Consider the following 21,282-nt stretch of genomic DNA (forward strand, 5'->3'; position numbering starts at 1 on the left):
TTCACCACCGACGACTAGGCTTTTTGTAACCCGACCCCATTTGTATCCTGTATGGACAGGGAATAGAAAAGAGCATGCCAGGCAACAGGCAACACCGTTTCGCGCTGATCGGCGCGATTTTCGCATTGACGCCCGCTCTCGCGATCGGCGCGAGCGTCGACGCGCAGACCACTTCGGCCATTCCAGCACGGCCCGGCGACTTCGTAGACGCCGGATCGACCGCGATCGGCAGCATCGGCAATCTGAAGAGCGGGCTTGATGCACTTTCTGCGCAGGAGGTAGGCCGCGCGCGCGCCGTGCGCGACAGTCTTTCAGAAAATTCGCTCGATCGGCACATCCTCGCCTGGGCCATCGCGCTTCGCGGCGGCGATCTCGTGCCGAGCGGCGACATTGCTGCAGCCGCACAGGCGCTGCCCGGCTGGCCCGGCATGGCCGCACTGCGCCGAAACAGCGAAAAAGCGCTTTTCCGCGAGAATCCTGCCCCGCAGACGGTGGTGCGCGCCTTTGGCGGCTCGCAGCCGCAAACCGTCGAGGGCGTCACTCTTCTGTCGCGGGCCTATGTAGCGCTGGGAAACCGCGATGCGGCGCGTTCCGTCCTGTCGCCTTTCTGGCGCGTCGAGAAGCTCGAAGCCAAGGACGAAGTCTCGATTATCAATGAATTCGGCAGCCTCATCCCGGCGGCGGATCATCGTTTCCGCATGGAGCGCATGCTCTACGCTGAGCGCGTCAATTCGGCCAAGCGCGTGGCGGGCCTTGCCGGCGCGCAAGCATTGGCAGATGCCTGGAGCGCAGTGATCAAGGGCGACAAGGGCGCGCAAAAGCTGCTCGACGCAGTGCCTGCGGTACAACGGTCCGCCGGCTACATGTTTGCGCAGGCGCGGTATCTACGGCGCAGCGAAAACTTCACGCAAGCCGCCGCCGTGATGCTCAAGGCACCAACGGACAAGGCTTCGCTCGTCGATCCGGACTCCTGGTGGATAGAGCGGCGGTCTCTGTCGCGCGAACTTGTCGACAAGGGCGACATGAAGACCGCCTATCGCATCGTCGCCGCACATGCTGCGGAAAGCCCCACCAATGCCGCCGATGCCGAATTTCATGCCGGTTGGTATGCCCTGCGCGGCCTGAACGATGCAAAAACCGCCGAAAAGCATTTTGCACGCATCGCCGACCTCGCCGAGGGATCAATTTCGAAGTCGCGCGCCTATTACTGGCTCGGCCGCGCGGCCGAAGCCGGCGGACCAGGAAACTCGAAAGCCTATTTCGAACGCGCGGCTGGCTATGGCACCACCTTCTACGGCCAGCTTGCCGCCGAGCGCATCGGCCGCGGGGTGATAAATGTCGCCTACCCCTCGCCGACTGCCGCCGACCGGCGCGATTTTGCCCAGCGCGAAGCCGTCAATGCCATCAAGCGGCTGGAAGACGCAGGCTATGCAAGCCTTGCCGACACGCTCTACCGCGATCTGGCCGGACAACTGACAAGCCCGGGCGAACTGGCCCTGCTCGCGGTCATGGCGGAAAAGCGCGACAACCATTTCCTCGCGTTGAGGGTCGGAAAGATCGCCGCCGCACGCGGCATCGAAATCGGGGCTCTGTCGCATCCGATCGGTGTGATACCGGCCAACGCCAATATTTCCGGCTCGGGCAAGGCGCTTGCCTACGCCATCGCCAGACAGGAAAGCGAGTTCAATGTTGCAGCGGTTTCAAGAGTAGGCGCGCTCGGCCTGCTGCAATTGATGCCCGGCACTGCCAAGGATCTGGCGAAAAAGAGCGGCCTGCCCTATTCGCAGGCGCGTCTGACCACGGACGCCGGCTATAACGCCGCGTTGGGCGCGGCATTCCTCGGTGAACAGCTCGGCCGCTTCAACGGCTCCTATGTGCTGACCTTCGCCGGCTACAATGCCGGGCCGCGTCGCGCTCAGGATTGGATTACCCGATACGGTGATCCACGCGGCAAGGATGTGGACACTGTCGTGGACTGGATCGAGCGCATCCCCTTCTCCGAGACACGCAGCTATGTGCAGCGCGTCATGGAAAACTATCAGGTCTACAAGATGCGCCTGTCAGGCAAATTCGACATCGTCGCGGATCTGGTGAACGGACGCGGCTGATCCTGCAAGTCCAGGTTGAGATTCATACCCGCCGCTAACGGCTTGCATCACGCTTCGCGGCGGGTAATCCTGCAGGCGCCTCACATTCACGGCGTGTTTTGGACAGGTGCCAATTGAGTTCTTCTCTCGGCTTTTCAGACTTCTTCTATTCTGCACCGGACGGGCTTCGGCTACATGCCCGCATCTATGGGGAAGACATCACCGGATCGACACCGGTGATCTGCCTTCCGGGTCTGACCCGCAATACCCGGGATTTCCACGAACTGGCACTGTTTCTTTCACGCAGGGCAAAAACACGACGTAAAGTTGTAGCATTCGATTACCGTGGTCGCGGTGAGTCGGCTTATGACAAGGACTGGCAGAACTACAACGTCGCCGTCGAAGCAGGCGACATCCTCGCCGGACTTGCTGCACTCGATATAGAACACGGCGCCTTTATCGGCACCTCGCGCGGCGGGTTGATTATCCATGTTCTGGGAGCGATGCGCCCGACAATTCTGAAAGCGGTCGTTCTCAACGATATCGGCCCGGTCCTTGAAGGTGCCGGCCTTGCTCATATACGCGCCTATCTCGAACGCGCACCAAAGCCGAAAAGCATCGCTGATGCGATTGCCATCCAGCGCACGACGCATGGCCAGGCCTTCTCGGCACTAACTGACGCGGATTGGGAGCGCTTTGTCGGTGCGCTCTATCGCACCAACGCTGCCGCGCCGGTGGCGGATTTCGATCCGGCGTTGCTGAAAACCGTCACAAGCATGGATCTCAGCGTGCCGCTTCCGGTTCTGTGGCCGCAATTCGAGGGTTTGAAAGGGGTGCCGATGCTCGCCATTCGCGGCGAGAACTCAAAACTTCTATCGGCAGAGACGCTCAAGGAAATGGCCGCGCGTCATCCCGCGATCAAAACGATCACCGTCGAAGGCCAGGGCCACGCGCCGCTGCTTGAGACGGGCAAACTGCCCAGACAGATCGCTACGTTTTTGGAAAAGGCCGATCACGGCACATAGTCTATCGGCTACGTAAACGACTGTTATTTCGATATATTTTTCAATCAATAAAAAACCCGGCGATCGCTCGCCGGGTTTTTCACATTCAGCTTTGAAGCCGATTAGAAGTTGCGCTGGAAGCGCAGGAAGCCACCGAAGCCATCGCCAAGCTTTTCCTTGGTGACGTCGTCGTGCCAGGAATTCCAGGCCACTTCCGGCGTGATCTTGAAGCCCGGAACGAGCTCGTAAGCGACGTTGGCGACAATCGCCACATCCTTGTTGTCGGCATACTGCGCCTGCAGGTTGAAGGCAGCCTTCTCATTCAGCTTGACGGTACCACCGCCCCAGACACCCCAGTTGCCGCCCCAGGTCTTGTAGAAGCTGCGGGTGACATTGTCGTCGGTGCCGTAGCCAGCCATGATGAAGAGCGAGATGGTGTCGGTCGCGTTGACATCTAGGCGAACCTTGCCGGCCCATTCTTCATAGACCGAGTCGTAGCCGACGACGCCGGTGATGCCGCCCCAACCTTGCGTGTAGCCAGCACCGACAACCACGTGCGGAACGTAGGAGTCGATCGTGTACACGTCCGCGCCTTCTTCGAGGCCGACCGCCGCCGAGAAGCCGTTGGTGCCGGTGTAGGTGTAGACGATCTGATGCGTGTCGAAAGGACCATAACCGCCGTTCAGATCGTCTTCGATCACGTCCGCACCGTAATTGGTGAAGGTCGAGAACAGCGAGTCGGTCTTGCCGATGCGGAAGCCGCCAAGCTCAATATAGGCGTGCTCCATTTCAACGTCGGTGCCGCCGGCGACCGAGTCATTGTTAGCGTCGATGCCGTTGTCCCAGTTGAAATTGATCTGGAAGTAGGCGCGCAGGGTGCCGAGTTCCGTTTCCGAACGGGCGTCCAGTTCCAAGGCGGCGCGAGCACGCTTGTAGTAGGTGTCGTTGAAGTTCGTCTCGCCGTTCAGCGCATCGAGCTTATCATTGACGTCATTCAGGCCGCCGTAGCCGCCGTCACCAACGCCGATGTCGTAACGGACATAGCCGCCGACGCGCAGGCAGGTCTCGGTGCCCGGGATGTAGTAGAAGCCAGCGCCGTAAACGTCGCAAACACGAACATATTCCATCGGCTCGGGTTCGGCGACGACGACAGCGTCGGCCGCACGGGCGCCAGAGACTGCTGCGAGGGCCGCAGCGGAACCGAGAAGAAGGCCCTTAATGTTCATTTTCCGCTCTCCAATCAAAAATCGTTAAGTCCAGTCCGGGTTTCGTTGGGAGCCCGCCCGAACGGAGCCGACAGGAATAAGACGCCTGTTGCAGTCAGCTTTCGCGCAACTTCGGGCGGCATTCAACTGTGACTTGAGATTTTAGCTGGCGAAGGCGAATTGAGATTCGCTGCTGTGATGGAAAAGACACAAAATCGGGGATGAGATTCATCTTCCGTTAACAGATAAAGCCCGGCATGCAGGCATATGCCCAGAATTTCATCACAGCACGAACATCTGGCCACCATTTGCTGGAAGCAGCCGGCGATTCGAGGTCCGCAATGGCCTAAGATGCTCCGCAAAAAGAAAACCCGGCGATTGCCCGCCGGGTTTTCCTCAAATCAGCGTTAGAGCCGATTAGAAGTTGCGCTGGAAGCGCAGGAAGCCACCGAAACCGTCGGTGATCTTGTTGCCGTCGTCGTCGTGGACGGAATTCCAGGCAACTTCCGGCGTGATCTTCAGGCCAGGAACGAGCTCGTAAGCGACGTTGGCGATAACAGCCACGTCCTTGTTGTCAGCATAGGAAGCCTGCAGGTTGAAAGCAGCCTTCTCGTTCAGCTTGACGGTACCACCGCCCCAGACAGCCCAGCTACCGCCCCAGGTCTTGTAGAAGCTGCGGGTGACATTGTCGTCGGTGCCGTAGCCGGCCATCACGAAGAGCGAGATGGTATCGGTTGCGTTGACATCCAAACGAACCTTGCCAGCCCATTCTTCATAGACCGAGTCGTAACCGACGACGCCGGACACGCCGCCCCAGCCCTGCGTGTAAGCAGCGCCGACGACTACGTGCGGAACGTAGGAGTCGATCGTGTAGTCGCCCGTGCCTTCTTCGAGAGCCACGCCAGCCGAGAAGCCGTTACCACCGGTGTAGGTGTACGAAATCTGGTGAGTGTCGAAGGGACCGTAACCGCCGTTCAGATCGTCTTCGATCACGCCGCCGGCATAGTTGGTCATCGTGGTGAAGTACGAATCGGTCTTGCCGATGCGGAAACCACCGAGTTCGATGTAGGCGTGGTTGATCTTCGCCGTGGTGCCGCCAGCGTTGCTGTCGTTGTTGGCGTCGATGAAGCTATCCCAATCGAAGTTGAGGTGCATGTAGGCGCGCAGAGTGCCGAGTTCGGTTTCCGAACGGGCGTCGAGCTGCAGGGCAGCGCGAGCACGCTTGTAGTAGGTGTCGTTGAAGTTCGTCTCGCCGTTCAGCGCATCGAGCTTGTCGTTTACGTCGTTCAGGCCGCCGTAGCCGCCGTCACCCACGCCGATGTCGTAACGGACATAGCCGCCGACGCGCAGGCAGGTCTCGGTGCCCGGGATGTAGTAGAAGCCGGCGCCGTAAACGTCGCAGACGCGGACATATTCCATGGGTTCCGGCTCGGCGACGACGACAGCGTCGGCCGCACGGGCACCGGATACTGCAGCGAGGGCTGCAGCGGAGCCGAAAAGCAGGCTCTTGATGTTCATTTTCTGACCTCCAGTCAAAGTTAAAAAACGGGTCTGGGTTTTATTTGCTGAAGGACAGCTTCCCTGCCCCATCCCCAATACTGAAAAAGACACGAATGTTCGCCCCTTCCTCGAATCTGACATTACCCACCGTGCGCAGCCGTTCAACCACGATCGTATGCCTGCAGCAGCTCCTAGCGTGTGATCCCGTAACGCTGTGGCACAAATGACACGATTTGATACCCCGCGGAAAGAACTCATTAACTTCTCAACTCCCTGGAACCAAGGGAACCAAGGGAAACGTGGGAATCGTCCTGCAGCTGATGCCTCACGATTCGCGAAACGTCGCGACAGGCATGCCGAAGCCGATCGTCCGCCCCTTGCCGATATAAAGGCAGGGTCGTTTTCCGATTGCCGGCGTTTATTTCATCAAACAGCGTCTCTCCTTATTGCGTGCGCGCGTCCTTTTCTTTATCCAGCGACCCAACGGAGAGGTGGCCGAGTGGTCGAAGGCGCTCCCCTGCTAAGGGAGTAGAGGTCAAAAGCTTCTCGAGGGTTCGAATCCCTTCCTCTCCGCCAGCGCCCAGCGCCAATCTCATATTTCCCAATTCTTTCAGTCCGTTAGAAGATTCAAGCTTTGGCGTGAGCGCTCTTTTTCGACCTCCAGACGTGATTCTGACTGGAGGTCAGAAAATGAACATCAAGAGCCTGCTTCTCGGCTCCGCTGCAGCCCTCGCTGCAGTATCCGGTGCCCGTGCGGCCGACGCTGTCGTCGTCGCCGAGCCGGAACCCATGGAATATGTCCGCGTCTGCGACGTTTACGGCGCCGGCTTCTACTACATCCCGGGCACCGAGACCTGCCTGCGCGTCGGCGGCTATGTCCGTTACGACATCCGCGCTGGTGAAGGCGGCTACGGCGGCCTGATCAACGTTGTTGACAAGCTGGGCGACGGCTTCAACGACACTTATTATAAGCGTGCCCGCGCTGCCTTGCAGCTCGACGCCCGTTCGGAAACCGAACTCGGCACTCTGCGCGCCTATTTCCACCTGAACTTCGACTATGACACCTCGGCTCCGGGCGGCTTCACCACTGCTGGTGGTACGGCAGCCAAGATGAACCACGCTTACATCGAACTCGGCGGCTTCCGCATCGGTAAGACCGATTCGCTCTTCACCACGCTGGTTGGTTATGCCGGTGGCGTGATCGAGGATGACATCATTGCGTCGGGCCCGTATGACACCCACCAGATCGCCTACACCTACAAGGGCAGCAATGGCTTCTCGGCCGGCGTGGCTCTTGAAGAGGGCAACGGTGCCTACACGATCGACTCCTACGTTCCGCACGTAGTCGTCGGCGCTGCTTACACGCAGGGCTGGGGCGGCGTGTCCGGCGTCGTCGGTTACGACTCGGTCTATGAAGAATGGGCCGGCAAGGTTCGTTTGGATGTCAACGCAACCGATACCATCTCGCTCTTCGTGATGGCCGGCTACGGCACCGACGACAATGTCGACAACAGCTTCTACAAGCCTTGGGGCGGCAGCTGGGCTGTCTGGGGTGGCGCTTCGGCTAAGCTGAACGAAAAGGCCACGCTGAACCTGCAGGCTTCCTACGCCGACAATAAGGATGTCGCGCTTGTTGCCAACGTTGGCTACGAGCTCGTTCCGGGCTTCAAGATCACGCCGGAAGTTGCCTGGAATTCCTGGCACGACAACGACGGCAACAAGCTCGGCGACGGCTTCGGCGGCATGATCCGCTTCCAGCGCAACTTCTAATGCGACTGGTTTAAAAACCTAATACACGGCCTGGGGTCTTTCGGTCCCGGGCCGTTTTTTCTTGGAAATAAAGCGTTGGCGGGCGGCCGGAAGACAGGGAGACAACTGCACTATCGCAAGGGGTTGACGTAAGGATCGGAGAAATTCACCGGTATGATTTTCCGGACTTTTGATCCGTTTCAGGAAAATAGGGTTTCCAACGTCCCGCGAAATATGTTTAGCAGCATATGGGCGGGATAATGACCATAGGTCACTATCGACTTGGGGACTGAAAAGTGAGCACACAGGAAAGCGCGAAAAGCGAATTCTCCAGCCATGTCGTCTCATATTCGACGAGTTATGGAGGGAGTCCGACTTTTAATGCCAATCCATTCAATGTCGTAAGCACCTTTTCGCTCGCCGAGCTTTTTGAAAAATACAAAAACATTCTGTGGGAAGACGGAAACCACAAATACAACGTTACCTTCTTCATAGGCGAGTTGAATGAGATTTTGCTCGGGGAGCGCTTCAGCACCTTCGATCAAAGCACTCTCGACGACCTTGTCGGCAAGCTACGCGAGCGTGGCAACAGCAACGCAACCATCAACAGGAAGATGGCTGCGCTCAGCAAATTGCTGCGAAAGGCGAGTCAGATGGGGGATATCCACAGTCTGCCGGAGTTTCGGCGGCAGAAAGAGCGGGCTGGCCGCATCCGCTTCCTCGAACATGACGAGGAAGACCGCCTGTTCGGCGCCATTAAGGCGCGCTGCGAAGACAGCTACCGGCTCAGCCTGTTCCTGGTCGACAGCGGCTGCCGCCTTGGCGAGGCCCTCGGTCTGATCTGGAACGACATCCAAGAACACCGCGTGAGCTTCTGGATCACCAAGTCCGGACGCAGCCGCACCATCCCCATGACCATACGCGCCGAGGAGTCGGTCAATGTCAGCGCCGAAGGCCTTAAAGGTCCGTTCTCGATGCTGACCGGCGTTCGCTACCGCGCCATATGGAATGATGCGAAAGCGGAAGTCGGCCTCGGAAGCGACACCCAGGTCGTGCCGCATATCCTGCGCCACACATGCGCGTCGCGCCTCGTGCAGGGCGGCATCGATATCCGCCGCGTGCAGATGTGGCTCGGACATCAGACCCTGCAGATGACAATGCGCTATGCACATCTTGCAACGAACGATCTGGATTCCTGCGTGGTCGTACTCGACCGTGATCGCCTTCGTCCGCGCAACAAGGCCAAGGCCGCAGGAAAATAGGACAATCTGCCTGCAACGTCTGGCAAGTCGAAGCGTTGGTCGTTGTCAGGCGGCATATCGCCATTGCGTGCCACTGTCCGCGTGCCACTCGCCGCAGAGGGAGCGTGTTTAGCCGCGCCCGTTCGGGCTCGCACGTCATTTCCGTTAAATTCTGACTATTTCTGATTAGACTCCCAATATATATTAGAAAAAATTAAACTATATCACGCAATCGGACTATTTTTAGAATAGCATACCAATTCCAGATATATTTCTGGAACCTCTCACCCTTTCCACCGTTGCCTAATTGATCGCTTCAAGTCGATCGAAATACAGGCAATCAGGGAAGGAATACGCCATGAAACTCAAGTTTCTTGCGACTGCAGCCATGACACTCATGCTGGCTTCCGGCGCTGCATACGCTCAAACTTCAACGACGGCTGCCCCGGCAGCCAGCGATCCGGCAGCTGCAGACAAGATGAAGCCGCTGGAAGATCCAACGATGATGAAGTCGTTCTATAGCGACGACGCCATGACGACCATGCGCTCGGACGACGAGATCAAGGCCGCTTGGGCCGCAATGTCGGCGGACAATCAGAAAATGATGAAGGACGAGTGCGGTAAGACCGACAGCACGAAGTTCGCCGAGTTCTGCGGCAAGATCAAAGGCATGTAGCAAATCCAACCATGCGATTTGACAGTTTCGATCATTTACGGCGGGCATTTGGCCCGCCGTATTCGTGTGTTCGGGCATGCAGTGTCAGCCTCACCCCCATATTAATCGCCCTTCTCCAACGCCGCCCCCAGCGATGCAATCACCGCGTCTCGTTCGGCGGTCGACAAGATGTCGACATCGAAAAGGCGCTGGCTGCGCATGCCTTCGAGCGCAAGAAACAGGATCAGCGCGCTGTTTTCGTTTTTTGAGCCTGCCTTGAGCCGGTCGAGCAACGTGCGATTGAAGCGCTTTATCGGCATCAGGAAACCGGGATCCTCAGCCATTGCCGCGAGCAAGCCAGATGGCGGCGGCTGGCGCTGCTCCAGGTCGGTCACGAAAAGTTCAAGATAGGCAGAACCCAGGCTATTGGGCCTCCCCTCCCACTGCTTTTCCTTCGCCTCCAGGGCGGTATTGAACTCGCTCAGATGCTGCTCCACCAAAGCTTCGAGCAGCTTGGCCTTGCTCGGAAAATTGTAGAGAAGTCCGCCTTTTGAGACCCCCGCACGCTGCGCAACGGCGTCCAACGACAGGTGGCCGGGGCCTACTTCGCCGGCCAGTTCGGCGGCCGCAGCCAATATCTTTTGTCGGGAATTCATTTTGCCGTTCGTCATCTTGGAAATCCTCTCGGAGGGTCCATATAACGCAATTGACAATACCGTCCAGACGGTACAGTAAGCAACCCCGCAGTTTTCAAACTTCGCGTTTTGGTTTAGCGCGTTGGTTGAACGGAAATTTGTAAACGTCACGCTCATCTCACGCCCGGTGCCATCCATGATCAAGCGCTTCATCATTGCGTTCATTCTTCTTGTTCTGGTTTGCGGCGGCATCGTCGGTTTCAACATGTTCCGCGACAATGCCATCCAGCAATTTTTCGCCAACATGCCGGTTGCGAAGGTCACCGTTTCCTCCTCGACGGTGGAGCCGATCGACTGGATGCCCGGCATAGAGGCCATCGGCACGGTCAACGCCGCGCAGGGCGTGGACCTGACTGTGGAAGCTGCAGGCATCGTCAAGGAAATCCTGTTCAAGGCTAACGAGCAGACCAAGGCCGGCGCGGTCCTGATCCAGCTCGACGACGCCGTCCAGCAGGCCGATCTTGCCGCTGGCAAGACACAGGCAGCCCTCGACAAGGTGACGCTCAATCGCGCCGCCGAATTGCAGAAGCGCGGTGTCGGCACGGACGTCAATGTCGATTCCGCCCGCGCCGCGGCCGAGGCCTCTGCCTCGCAGGTTGCCAAGCTTCAGGCAGTGGTCGACCAGAAGCAATTGCGGGCGCCGTTTGCCGGCACGATGGGCATCCCCAAGATCGATATCGGACAGTATCTCGCGCCGGGAACGATCGTTGCGACGATTCAGGATCTTCAGACCATGCGTGCGGATTTTTCGATCCCCGAGCAGCAGCTGGACCTTTTGAAGATCGGCGAGCCGGTCAAGTTTGGCGTCAATTCGGATGATATGCCTTTCAAAGGCACGATCACCGGCATCGAGCCGAAGGTCGACCCGACTTCGCGCCTCGTCGCCGTCCGCGCCGAGATCACCAATCCCGAAGGCAAGCTCAGCCCCGGCCAGTTCATTCAGGCTCAGGTCGTTCTGCCTGAGGAAAAGGCCGTTCTGGCGATTGCGCAGACATCGGTAATCGCGAGCCTTTACGGCGACTATGTCTATGTCATCCGGCCTGCGAAGAAGGCGGATGCGCCGGCTGAGGCCGAAAAGCCTGCAACCCCGGCAAAGGCTGACGACAAGCCGGTGCCTGATGCGGCCAAGCCTGCAGCAGAGACCGCGGGCGAACCGGCGCTTGAAGCCCATCAGGTCTTCGTCAAGACCGGCCGCCGCTCCAATGGCGTCGTCGAGATTCTCGACGGCATCGCCGCCGGCGACCAGATCGTTACTGCCGGCCAGAACCGTCTTTCCAACGGCACACCCGTGACGATCGACAATACGATCAACCCCGCCAATCCGGCGCAACCCCAGCCGGCCGCAAAATGAGCTTCTCAGACATCTTCATCCGCCGCCCCGTCCTGTCGACGGTGGTTGCCTTCATGATCCTGCTGCTTGGCTTCCAGGGCATCTTCAACCTTTCGGTGCGCGAGTATCCTGAGGTCGAGGAGACCGTGATCACCATCACGACGCCTTACGCGGGCGCCAGCGCCGATCTCATCCAGGGCTTCATCACCGCGCCGATCGCTTCCGCCGTCTCGACGACGGAAAACATCGACTACGTCACGTCGCAGAGCCGCCCTTCGGCCAGCGTCGTGACCGTGCAGATGAAGCTCGGCTCAAACCCAGACGTTGCGCTCACCGAGGTCATGTCCAAGGTGCAGCAGGTCAAGAGCCAGCTTCCGACGGCCGCAGAAGACCCGACGATCGTCAAGGGAACGGGCCAGCAGTTTGCGATCATGTATCTGGCGCTGCAGAACCCCAACATGACGTCGGAGCAGCTTACCGAATATATCGAACGCGTCATCCGCCCACGCGTGTCGACCATCCAGGGCGTCGCCGAAGTTCAGGTTCTGGGTGCTGCAAACTATTCGATGCGCGTGTGGATCGACCCGATCAAGCTTGCCGCGCGCGGCCTGACGGCGGCAGAAGTACTGAGCGCGATCAATTCCTCGAACTTCCTTGCCGCCCCCGGCAAGACCAAGAACGAATACGTCGCCTATTCGATCACCATGAAGTCGACGCTGCAAACGCCGGAGGCCTTCGGCGCCCTGCCCCTGCGTTCCGACAGCGAAAGCGTGGTGCGGCTACGCGATGTTGCGGACGTGGAACTCGGCGCGGAAAGCACCGACACCGTCGTCAATTTCGACGGCAAGCCCGGCACTTTCATCGGCATATTCCCGACGCCGGCGGCAAATCCGCTGGACACGGCAGCAGCCGTGGTCAAGGAACTGCCGGCGCTTCAGGAGAGCCTGCCGCAGGGCATGACCATCACGATGGTCTATGATGCGACGCAGACCATCAGCGCCTCGATCGAGGAAGTGTTCAAGACGATCGGCGAAGCCGTCGCTATCGTCATCGTTGTCATCCTGCTCTTCCTCGGCTCGTTCCGCTCGGTGCTGATGCCGGTGGTCACGATCCCGCTCTCGCTGATCGGCGTGTGCGCCATCCTTCTGGCGATGGGCTATTCCATCAATCTCCTTTCGCTTCTGGCCATGGTTCTCGCCATCGGCCTTGTCGTCGACGACGCCATCGTCGTGGTGGAAAATATCCACCGCCACATGGAAGAAGGCCTGACGCCGATGCAGTCGGCATTCAAAGGCATGCGCGAGATTTTCTCGCCGGTGGTCGCCATGACCATCACGCTTGCCGCCGTGTTCGCGCCGCTGGCCTTCACTGGCGGTCTGACCGGCTCGCTGTTTCGCGAATTCGCCGTAACGCTCGCGGGTGCTGTGGTCATTTCCGGTTTCGTCGCAGTCACCATCACGCCGATGATGGCGGCGCGCATCCTGAAACCAGGCCATGGCAAATTCCAGGACTGGGTCGATAGAACCTTCGACAACATCGCCAACCGCTATGAGCGGCTGGTCTCCGGTTCGCTGAAATACCGTCCGGTGACCTTGATGATCGTCATCGCGCTGGTCAGCGTTACTGGTTTCATGTTCATGAAGACCTCCAGCGAGCTGGCGCCTGAGGAAGATTCCGGCGCGCTGTTCTCGCTTGTCACGGCGCCCCGCTACGCGACGACGGATTACACCAGCCTTTATACCGACCAGATACGCGATCTGACCAAGGACCTGCCTGAAGTTCGGGTGAACTTCTCGATCGTCGGTCTTGGTGGGGCTACGAACAGCGCATTCTCGATCTGGGGCCTGAAGGATTGGGCCGATCGTGACCGGTCACAGAACGAGATCAAGACCGATATCCAGAACCGCCTGAAGAAGGTGGCCGGCGTCGAAGCGCTCGTCTTCGCGCCACCGTCCCTTCCCGGCGCGGGCGGTGGCTTGCCGATCTCGATGGTGATCCAGTCGACCGGCGACCCGAGCCAGGTCTACGAGATCGCCGAGCAGATCAAGCAGAAGGCGCAAGCCTCCGGCCGCTTCATCGTCGTCCAGAATTCACTGAATTTCGATGCGCCGCAGGTGACAGTCACCGTCGATCGTGACCGCGCGGCTGCCCTCAACGTGCCGATCAGCGATATCGGCACGACGCTCGGCCTGCTTGTCGGTGGGGCCAAGGTCGCCCAGTTCGACCGCGACTCCAACAGCTACGACATCATTCCGCAGGTGCCGGACAAGTACCGCAACAACCCCGAAAAGCTCGGCGAGTTCTACATTCGCAGTGTGTCCGGCGAGATGGTGCCGCTTTCGGCTGTCGTGAAGATCACGACGAACGCCTCACCGTCGTCGATCGATCAGTTCAACCAGTTGAACTCGGCGACGATTTCGGCGCTTCCGGTGCCGGGCGTGACGACTGGCACCGGCTTGCAGACGATCGAGGACATCGCCCGGCCGCTGCTGCCGACGGGCTTTTTCACCGACTATTCGGGCCAGTCCCGTCTCGAGAAGGAGCAAGGCAGCACGATCATCATCGCCTTCGCGCTGGCCGTCGTCGTGATCTATCTGGTTCTGGCAGCACAGTTCGAAAGCTTCCGCGACCCGCTGATCATCATGATGTCGGTGCCGCTGTCGATCTTCGGCGCCATCATCCCGCTCAATCTCGGGCTTGGTACGCTGAATATCTACACGCAGGTCGGCCTGATCACGCTGATCGGCCTGATCACCAAGCACGGCATCCTGCTGGTGGAGTTCGCCAACCAGCAGCGGGAAGAGCATGGGCTGTCGCGGAGCGCGGCGATCATCGCCTCGGCCAAGGTGCGCCTGCGCCCGATCCTGATGACCACGGCCGCCATGGCGCTCGGCGTCGTGCCGCTCATCCTCGCCGCAGGCGCAGGTGCCGCCGCACGTTACTCCATGGGCCTGGTGATCTTCTCGGGCATCCTGATCGGCACGACCTTCACCCTGTTCGTGGTGCCGATGTTCTACACCTTCCTGTCGGCGAAGGACGTCGTTCACCGCGATGGCCTGGAACACACCCCCAACGCCGAACCCGTGCCTCACGCCTGATCGTTCGGCAAAGACAGGCCCAACAAAAAATCCGCGGCAAGTCCGCGGATTTTTGCTATGTGGCGGCAAATATCTTTTTAGACGCAACTCCGGACGGAAAACCGCTACACACTTTTCCTGGAATTGCTCGAATGACGCCCGCAATCCAAGAGTATCGCCATGCCGAAACGCCCGCCGCTAACCCCGCTTATCGCCGCCCTGCCCTCGACGGTTCCGTTCGTCGGCCCGGAGGCGCAGCAGCGAGCCAGCGGGCGCAGTTTCCGCGCCCGCATCGGCGCCAATGAAAGCAGCTTCGGCCCTGCGCCCAGCGTCATTGCCGCCATGGACGAAGCCGCGCCCGGCATGTGGATGTATTGCGATCCCGACAATCACGATTTGAAGGTCGCGCTGGCAAAGCATCTCGGCGTCGAGCTGAAGAATGTCGTCGTCGGCCAGGGCATAGACGGCCTGCTCAACATCGTGGTGCGGCTCTATATCTCGGCGGGCGATGCCGTCGTCACCTCGCTCGGCGCCTACCCGACCTTCAACTTCCATGTCGCGGCCAGTGGCGGACGTCTGGTGACCGTGCCTTACGAGGACGACCGGGAGAGCCTCGACGGCCTGCTGGCAGCCGTGCGGCGCGAAAAGGCGCCGATGGTCTACCTCTCCAACCCCGACAACCCCATGGGAACCTGGTGGGAAGCGACCGAGATCGAGCGCTTCATCGCGGCATTGCCCGAGACGACCATGCTCATTCTCGACGAAGCCTATGGCGAGACCGGCCCGGCCTCGGCACTACCGCCGATCGACGTGTCGCGCCCCAATGTGCTGAGGATGCGCACCTTCTCCAAGGCCTACGGCCTTGCCGGCCTGCGCTGCGGCTACGCCGTCGGCGAAGAAGAAACCATCGCCGACTTCGAAAAGATCCGCGACCACTACGGCGTCAGCCGCATGGCCCAGATCGCCGGCGTGGCAGCCCTTGCCGATCAGGATTATCTCAAGACTGTCGCAAACAAAGTCGCAGCAGGACGCGACCGCATTTCCGCCATCGCCCGCGACAACGGGCTAGAGCCGATAGCGTCCGCCACCAATTTCGTGACCATCGATTGCAAGGCCGATGCCGATTTTGCCCTGAAGGTGATGCAGAATCTGCTCGCCCGCGACGTCTTCATCCGCAAGCCGATGGCGCCTGTGCTGAACCGCTGCATCCGGGTCAGCGTCGGTTTGGATCATGAACTTGATGTCTTCGCGGAAGAACTGCCGAAGGCCTTGGCGGCGGCACGGGCCGGGTAAGCGTTCGCAGCAAAAATAAAGGCGGCCGAAGCCGCCTCGTTTCATATCCAAGTGTAGACAGCCCCTCACCCTTACCCTCTCCCCGTGAAGAACGGGGAGAGGGAGGCGTGAGCGTTGGAGCTTACTTCTGCCAGCTCTTGACCAGTTCGTCGTAGTTGATGGTCTGGGGCTTTTCCTTTTCGTTCTCGATCTTGAGCTGCGGCGCGAGGTTGCCCTTGGAAACGGCATCCTTGTTCCAGAAGTCGAGATCGTGCTCTTCGGCCATCTTGGGTCCGATATCGCCCTGAACGCCGGCGCGTTCGAGGCGCTCCATCACCTTTTCCTGCTCGCCGCAGAGCGAGTCCATGGCTTCCTGCGCCGTCTTTGCGCCTGATGCCGCATCGCCGATCGCTTGCCACCAGAGCTGTGCCAGCTTCGGATAGTCCGGCACGTTGGTGCCCGTCGGCGACCACTGGACGCGCGCCGGCGAACGGTAGAACTCGATCAGGCCGCCGAGTTGCGGAGCCCGTTCGGTGAAGCTCTTGTCCTGGATGGTGCTCTCGCGGATGAAGGTGAGGCCAACATGGCTCTTCTTCACGTCCACGGTCTTGGAGGTCACGAACTGCGCATAGAGCCATGCGGCCTTGGCGCGATCGTCAGGCGTCGACTTCATCAGCGTCCAGGAACCCACGTCCTGGTAGCCGAGTTTCATGCCGTCCTTCCAGTAGACGCCATGCGGGCTCGGAGCCATGCGCCATTTCGGCGTGCCGTCCTCGTTCATCACCGGCAGGCCGGGCTTGACCATGTCGGCGGTGAAGGCGGTGTACCAGAATATCTGCTGTGCGATGTTTCCCTGCGCCGGCACGGGGCCGGATTCGGAGAAGGTCATGCCCTGGGCTTCGGCCGGTGCGTAGGCCTTCAGCCAGTCGAGATATTTCTGGATCGAATAGACAGCGGCCGGGCCGTTGGTGTCGCCGCCGCGCGCAACGCAGGAGCCGACCGGGCGCGAGTTTTCATCGACCTTGATGCCCCATTCGTCGACCGGCAGGCCGTTCGGAATGCCCTTGTCGCCATTGCCGGCCATGGACAGCCAGGCGTCGGTGAACCGCCAGCCAAGCGACGGGTCCTTCTTGCCGTAGTCCATGTGGCCGAAGACCTTCTTGCCGTCGACGTCACGGCCGGTGAAGAATTCGGCGATGTCCTCATAGGCCGACCAGTTGACGGGAACGCCGAGGTCGTAGCCATATTTGGCCTTGAAGTCGGCCTTGTTCTTCTCGTCGTTGAACCAGTCGTAGCGGAACCAGTAGAGGTTGGCGAACTGCTGGTCGGGAAGCTGGTAGAGCTTCTTGTCAGGTGCTGTGGTGAAGGACGTGCCAATGAAATCGGCGAGGTCGAGGCCGGGATTGGTGACGTCCTTGCCTTCATTGGCCATGAAGTCGGTCAGGTTGCGCACCTGCTGATAGCGCCAGTGGGTGCCGATCAGGTCGGAGTCGTTGACCCAGCCGTCATAGAGGTTCTGGCCGGTCTGCATCTGGGTCTGGATCTTTTCGACGACGTCACCCTCCTGGATGATATCGTGAGTCACCTTGATGCCGGTGATCGCGGTGAATGCAGGCGCCAGCACATCCGATTCATACTGGTGCGTGGTGATGGCTTCGGAGACGACCTTGATTTCCATGCCGGCAAAAGGCTTGGCGGCATCGATGAACCACTGCATTTCCTTTTCCTGATCGGCACGCGGAAGCGACGAGAGATCGCCGATTTCCTTGTCCAGGAAGGTCTTGGCCTCGTCCATGCCGGCATAGGCATTGCCTGCGCCGAACAAGAGGACAATGGCGGTCGTAGAAGTCAGTAAGTGCCGTCGCATGTGTTTCCTCCACAAAAACAGGTTTTCAAACTTCCTGGAGCGGCCACCTGCACCCGGCCGTTCCGACTGTTTCCCCCTCTATACGTAGCGAAACACCCCCACGGCGTAGACTACGGAGAGAGCGAGAGCCCACCACAGATTGGGTCCGACGAGACCCAGCCATGCGATATGAATGAAAGCGCTGCCAAGCAGCGAAACGAAGAGGCGATCGCCGCGCGTCGTCTCGAAGCGCAGGATGCCGATGCGCGGATTGCCGCCGGGCGAAACATATTCCCAGACGCCCATGCCGACGAGCATCAGGAAGATCGTTGCGAAGAAGGCGGCGGTCGGCCAGGTCCATGCCATCCATGAGAAGTCGATGTTCATGGGCGAGGCTCCGATGTCTTGGCCAAAACCGAGGTCAAGTTGCCATCTAGATCGGCGCGAGCGACGAACTTCATCAATCCGGACAGGTGCTCGAAAGCATGCCAGGCGACAAGCGTCGTTTCCGGGTCTTCTTGCATGACCTCCGACCTCAGATCGGCCAGGTCGTCCAGAACATCGCTCATGGTTGGCTCCGGTGGCTCAGCCGACCCGAAAGCTTCCGAGACAAAGACTGTCCAATACCGATTTTGCGTCACCGGAATGCGGTCGATGCCGGCCTGCTCGAGCGTTTCAAAAAGCCGGTTGGCCAGCGCTTTCAACTCGCTCACCTCAATCGATGTTTGGTTTGGCTTCATGGCGTCCATCACACCCTCCCCAGGGCAAAGCCCTTGGCGATGTAGTTGCGGACGAACCAGATGACGAGAGCGCCGGGGATCAGCGTCAGCACGCCGGCGGCGGCAAGCAGTCCCCAGTCCATGCCGGAGGCCGAGACCGTTCGCGTCATGGTCGCGGCGATCGGCTTGGCGTCGGTCGTCGTCAGCGTGCGGGCGATTAGCAGTTCCACCCATGAGAACATGAAGCAGAAGAAGCAGGCGACGCCGATGCCGCTGGCAATCAGCGGCATGAAGATCTTCACGAAGAAGCGCGGGAAGGAATAGCCGTCGATATAGGCGGTCTCGTCGATCTCCTTCGGCACGCCCGACATGAAGCCTTCGAGGATCCACACCGCCAGCGGCACGTTGAACAGGCAATGCGCAAGTGCCACCGCGATGTGGGTGTCGATCAGCCCGAATGCCGAATAGAGCTGGAAGAACGGCAGCGCAAACACCGCCGGCGGCGCCATGCGATTGGTGAGCAGCCAGAAGAACAGGTGCTTGTCGCCGAGAAAGCGGTAGCGCGAGAAGGCGTATGCCGCAGGCAGAGCCACCGCGACCGAAATCACCATGTTCATGACCACATAGATGATCGAGTTGATGTAGCCGGAGTACCAGGCTGAATCGGTGAAGATGATGCGGTAGTTCCGCAGCGTCGGCTCATGCGGATAGAGCGTCAGCGACGACACGATCTCGGTGTTGGTCTTGAAGCTCATATTGATGAGCCAGTAGATCGGCAGCAGCAGGAAGATGATGTAGAGCGTCGGCACGATCCACCACCAGCGCGACTCCTCGCCCCGCCGGCGCATGCGCCGCTCGATCTCCTGTTTCGACAGGTTGCTTGAAAGCCCGCCTGCCGCCCCGCTGTCGCTGACCGCACCTTCCCGCGCACTGGTCGTCCGTTCGTTCACGCCCGTCATCTCAGCGCCCCGCGTCGTAGTTGGTCATGACTGTGTAGAACACCCATGACAGCAGCAGGATGATCAGGAAGTAGACAAGCGACATTGCCGCCGCCGGTCCGAGGTCGAACTGGCCAAGCGCCATCTTGACCAGGTCGATCGACAGGAAGGTCGTGGAGTTGCCAGGCCCGCCGCCGGTCACGACAAAGGGCTCGGTGTAAATCATGAAACTATCCATGAAGCGCAGCAGAACCGCGATCAGAAGCACACGCTGCATCTTGGGCAACTGGATGTAGCGGAACACGGCCCAACGCGATGCGCCATCGATCTTTGCCGCCTGGTAAAAGGCGTCGGGGATCGAGACCAGACCGGCATAGCAGAGCAGCACGACGAGGCTCGTCCAGTGCCAGACATCCATGACAATGACGGTGACCCAGGCATCGAACGGGTCGCGCACGTAGTTGTAGTCGATACCGATCCGGTTGAGATAATAGCCGAGCAAGCCGATATCGCCGCGCCCGAACACCTGCCAGATGGTGCCGACGACGTTCCAAGGGATCAGCAGCGGCAGCGCCATCAGCACGAGGCAGACCGGCACGCCCCAGCCCTTCCTCGGCATGTTCAGCGCAATGAGGATGCCCAGCGGCACCTCGATCGCCAGGATGATGCCGGAAAATACCAGGTTGCGGCCAATCGCGGCCCAGAACCGGCTCGATGACAGCAACTCCTGGAACCATTCGGTTCCGGCCCAGAAGAACTGGTTGTTGCCGAAGGTGTCCTGCACGGAATAGTTCACGACCGTCATCAAGGGGATGACCGCGGAGAATGCCACAAGCACCAACACAGGCAGCACCAGGAACCAGGCCTTGTTGTTCAAGGTCTTTTCCATGGGTTACGCTCCCATCTCGACGCGCCAGGAATCGGCGTAGATGTTTATCCCTGCCGGGTCGAAGCGGACCTTGGGTTCGGCCGGAATGTCGTCATCCTCGCCGAGGATCGCAGCGATGCCGCGCCCTTCCAGTTCGGCGCGCACGATCTTGTGGCGGCCGATGTCCTCGACCTTGGTGACCGAGATAGGCATTCCCTCGCGGCCCAGCCGCACATATTCCGGCCTGATGCCGAGTTCGACCTTGCTCTCCCCGGCCGTCTTCGGTGCGCCGGGCAGCGCGATCGACTGGCTGCCAAGCCGCGCATTCTTGCCCTGGATATCGACCGGCAAGAGATTCATACCTGGCGAGCCGATGAAATAGCCGACGAATGTATGCCGTGGCCGCTCGAACAATTCCGCCGGCGTGCCGATCTGGACGATCTCGCCCTCGAACATCACCACAACCTTTTGCGCGAAGGTCAGAGCTTCGGTCTGGTCGTGCGTCACATAGATTTCGGTGTAGCCGAAGCGCTGGTGAAGCTGCTTCAGCTGCGAGCGCAGCACCCATTTCATATGCGGGTCGATGACCGTCAGCGGCTCGTCGAACAGGATGGCGTTGACGTCGGAGCGCACGAGGCCGCGGCCGAGCGAAATCTTCTGCTTCTGGTCGGCGGTCAGGCCGCGTGCCTTGCGATTCGCCCAATCCGCCAGATCGATCATCTTCAGCGTCTCGCGAACCTTCTTGTCGACTTCGCTCTCGGTGACGCCTCGGTTGCGCAGCGGAAAGGCGAGATTATCGTAGACCGTCATCGTGTCGTAGATGACCGGGAACTGGAACACCTGCGCGATGTTGCGCTCCTGCGTCGACAGTTCGGTGACGTCGCGACCGTCGAAACGCAGGCGGCCGTGCGACGGGTGCAGCAGCCCGGAGATGATGTTGAGCAACGTCGTTTTGCCGCAACCGGACGGCCCGAGCAGCGCGTAAGCACCGCCATCCTCGAATGTGTAGTGGATATCCTTCAGCGCGTAGACGGTGGCTGCTTTCGAGGGCCCTGCGTAGGCGTGGCGGATATGGTCGAGTTCGATGCTTGCCATG

At 59.8% G+C, this 21,282-nt stretch carries 17 protein-coding genes and 1 tRNA gene; 9 read left to right on the forward strand and 9 right to left on the reverse strand.

Translation table 11 applies throughout. The annotated features are described in order from the left end of the window. Window positions 1-74 precede the first annotated feature (74 nt). Both DZG07_RS17255 and DZG07_RS17260 read left to right on the forward strand, forming a co-directional pair. Complete coding sequence (locus DZG07_RS17255; protein WP_119819001.1) at window positions 75-2,108, forward strand: lytic transglycosylase domain-containing protein; 2,034 nt, start codon at window positions 75-77, stop codon at window positions 2,106-2,108. A gap of 113 nt (window positions 2,109-2,221) precedes the next feature. Further along, entirely contained in the window at window positions 2,222-3,112 is an 891-nt protein-coding gene (locus tag DZG07_RS17260; RefSeq protein ID WP_119819004.1) for an alpha/beta hydrolase, read from the forward strand. 101 nt (window positions 3,113-3,213) lie between these two features. Here DZG07_RS17260 and DZG07_RS17265 read toward each other — a convergent pair whose 3' ends face one another. Together DZG07_RS17265 and DZG07_RS17270 are read right to left on the reverse strand one after the other, a co-directional pair. Further along, a complete protein-coding gene (locus DZG07_RS17265) occupies window positions 3,214-4,317 on the reverse strand; it encodes a porin (RefSeq protein WP_091913973.1) in 1,104 nt (367 codons plus the stop codon). Between the two features lie 396 nt (window positions 4,318-4,713). Then, window positions 4,714-5,814, reverse strand: a complete 1,101-nt coding sequence (locus DZG07_RS17270) for a porin (RefSeq protein ID WP_119819007.1) — start codon at window positions 5,812-5,814, stop codon at window positions 4,714-4,716. 467 nt (window positions 5,815-6,281) lie between these two features. On the opposite strand from DZG07_RS17270, the gene DZG07_RS17275 reads away from it, so the two are divergent. The 4 genes from DZG07_RS17275 to DZG07_RS17290 all read left to right on the forward strand — a co-directional run bounded on the left by DZG07_RS17275 (window position 6,282) and on the right by DZG07_RS17290 (window position 9,462). Next, window positions 6,282-6,372, forward strand: a tRNA-Ser gene (locus DZG07_RS17275). A gap of 114 nt (window positions 6,373-6,486) precedes the next feature. Then, window positions 6,487-7,566, forward strand: coding sequence for a porin (locus DZG07_RS17280; RefSeq protein WP_091913970.1), 1,080 nt, complete (start codon window positions 6,487-6,489; stop codon window positions 7,564-7,566). 275 nt (window positions 7,567-7,841) lie between these two features. Next, window positions 7,842-8,807 (forward strand): site-specific integrase, encoded by a 966-nt coding sequence (locus tag DZG07_RS17285; RefSeq protein ID WP_091913968.1) that lies wholly within the window; start codon window positions 7,842-7,844, stop codon window positions 8,805-8,807. A 337-nt stretch (window positions 8,808-9,144) separates the two neighbouring features. Beyond that, entirely contained in the window at window positions 9,145-9,462 is a 318-nt protein-coding gene (locus DZG07_RS17290; RefSeq protein ID WP_119819010.1) for a hypothetical protein, read from the forward strand. A gap of 101 nt (window positions 9,463-9,563) precedes the next feature. Here DZG07_RS17290 and DZG07_RS17295 read toward each other — a convergent pair whose 3' ends face one another. Beyond that, a complete protein-coding gene (locus DZG07_RS17295; protein WP_348272905.1) occupies window positions 9,564-10,292 on the reverse strand; it encodes a TetR/AcrR family transcriptional regulator in 729 nt (242 codons plus the stop codon). Between DZG07_RS17295 and DZG07_RS17300 the strand changes: the two genes are divergently transcribed. The 3 genes from DZG07_RS17300 (at window position 10,273) to DZG07_RS17310 (ending at window position 15,836) form a co-directional block, all read left to right on the forward strand. Further along, entirely contained in the window at window positions 10,273-11,487 is a 1,215-nt protein-coding gene (locus tag DZG07_RS17300) for an efflux RND transporter periplasmic adaptor subunit (protein WP_119819013.1), read from the forward strand. The two genes, DZG07_RS17295 and DZG07_RS17300, sit on opposite strands and share 20 nt — an antisense overlap. Then, a complete protein-coding gene (locus DZG07_RS17305) occupies window positions 11,484-14,564 on the forward strand; it encodes an efflux RND transporter permease subunit (protein ID WP_119819016.1) in 3,081 nt (1,026 codons plus the stop codon). Before DZG07_RS17300 ends, DZG07_RS17305 begins: the two co-directional genes overlap by 4 nt. 159 nt (window positions 14,565-14,723) lie before the next feature. Beyond that, window positions 14,724-15,836 (forward strand): pyridoxal phosphate-dependent aminotransferase, encoded by a 1,113-nt coding sequence (locus DZG07_RS17310; protein ID WP_119819018.1) that lies wholly within the window; start codon window positions 14,724-14,726, stop codon window positions 15,834-15,836. Window positions 15,837-15,957: 121 nt separating this feature from the next. Here the strand turns inward: DZG07_RS17310 and DZG07_RS17315 are convergent, their stop codons facing one another. From DZG07_RS17315 to DZG07_RS17340, 6 genes are all read right to left on the reverse strand, one after another. Beyond that, entirely contained in the window at window positions 15,958-17,682 is a 1,725-nt protein-coding gene (locus DZG07_RS17315) for an ABC transporter substrate-binding protein (RefSeq protein WP_091913958.1), read from the reverse strand. A 78-nt stretch (window positions 17,683-17,760) separates the two neighbouring features. Continuing rightward, a complete protein-coding gene (locus DZG07_RS17320) occupies window positions 17,761-18,048 on the reverse strand; it encodes a DUF2160 domain-containing protein (protein WP_119819021.1) in 288 nt (95 codons plus the stop codon). After that, window positions 18,045-18,410: a hypothetical protein gene (locus DZG07_RS17325; protein ID WP_119819024.1), complete on the reverse strand. Its 366-nt coding sequence runs from the start codon at window positions 18,408-18,410 to the stop codon at window positions 18,045-18,047. Before DZG07_RS17325 ends, DZG07_RS17320 begins: the two co-directional genes overlap by 4 nt. After that, entirely contained in the window at window positions 18,410-19,339 is a 930-nt protein-coding gene (locus tag DZG07_RS17330) for a carbohydrate ABC transporter permease (RefSeq protein WP_119819027.1), read from the reverse strand. Before DZG07_RS17330 ends, DZG07_RS17325 begins: the two co-directional genes overlap by 1 nt. 1 nt (window position 19,340) lies before the next feature. Then, complete coding sequence (locus tag DZG07_RS17335; protein WP_091913950.1) at window positions 19,341-20,207, reverse strand: sugar ABC transporter permease; 867 nt, start codon at window positions 20,205-20,207, stop codon at window positions 19,341-19,343. Between the two features lie 3 nt (window positions 20,208-20,210). After that, window positions 20,211-21,281 (reverse strand): ABC transporter ATP-binding protein, encoded by a 1,071-nt coding sequence (locus DZG07_RS17340; protein WP_119819030.1) that lies wholly within the window; start codon window positions 21,279-21,281, stop codon window positions 20,211-20,213. Window position 21,282 lies beyond the last annotated feature (1 nt).

The organism is Mesorhizobium sp. DCY119, from assembly GCF_003590645.1.
Lineage (GTDB): Bacteria > Pseudomonadota > Alphaproteobacteria > Rhizobiales > Rhizobiaceae > Mesorhizobium_M.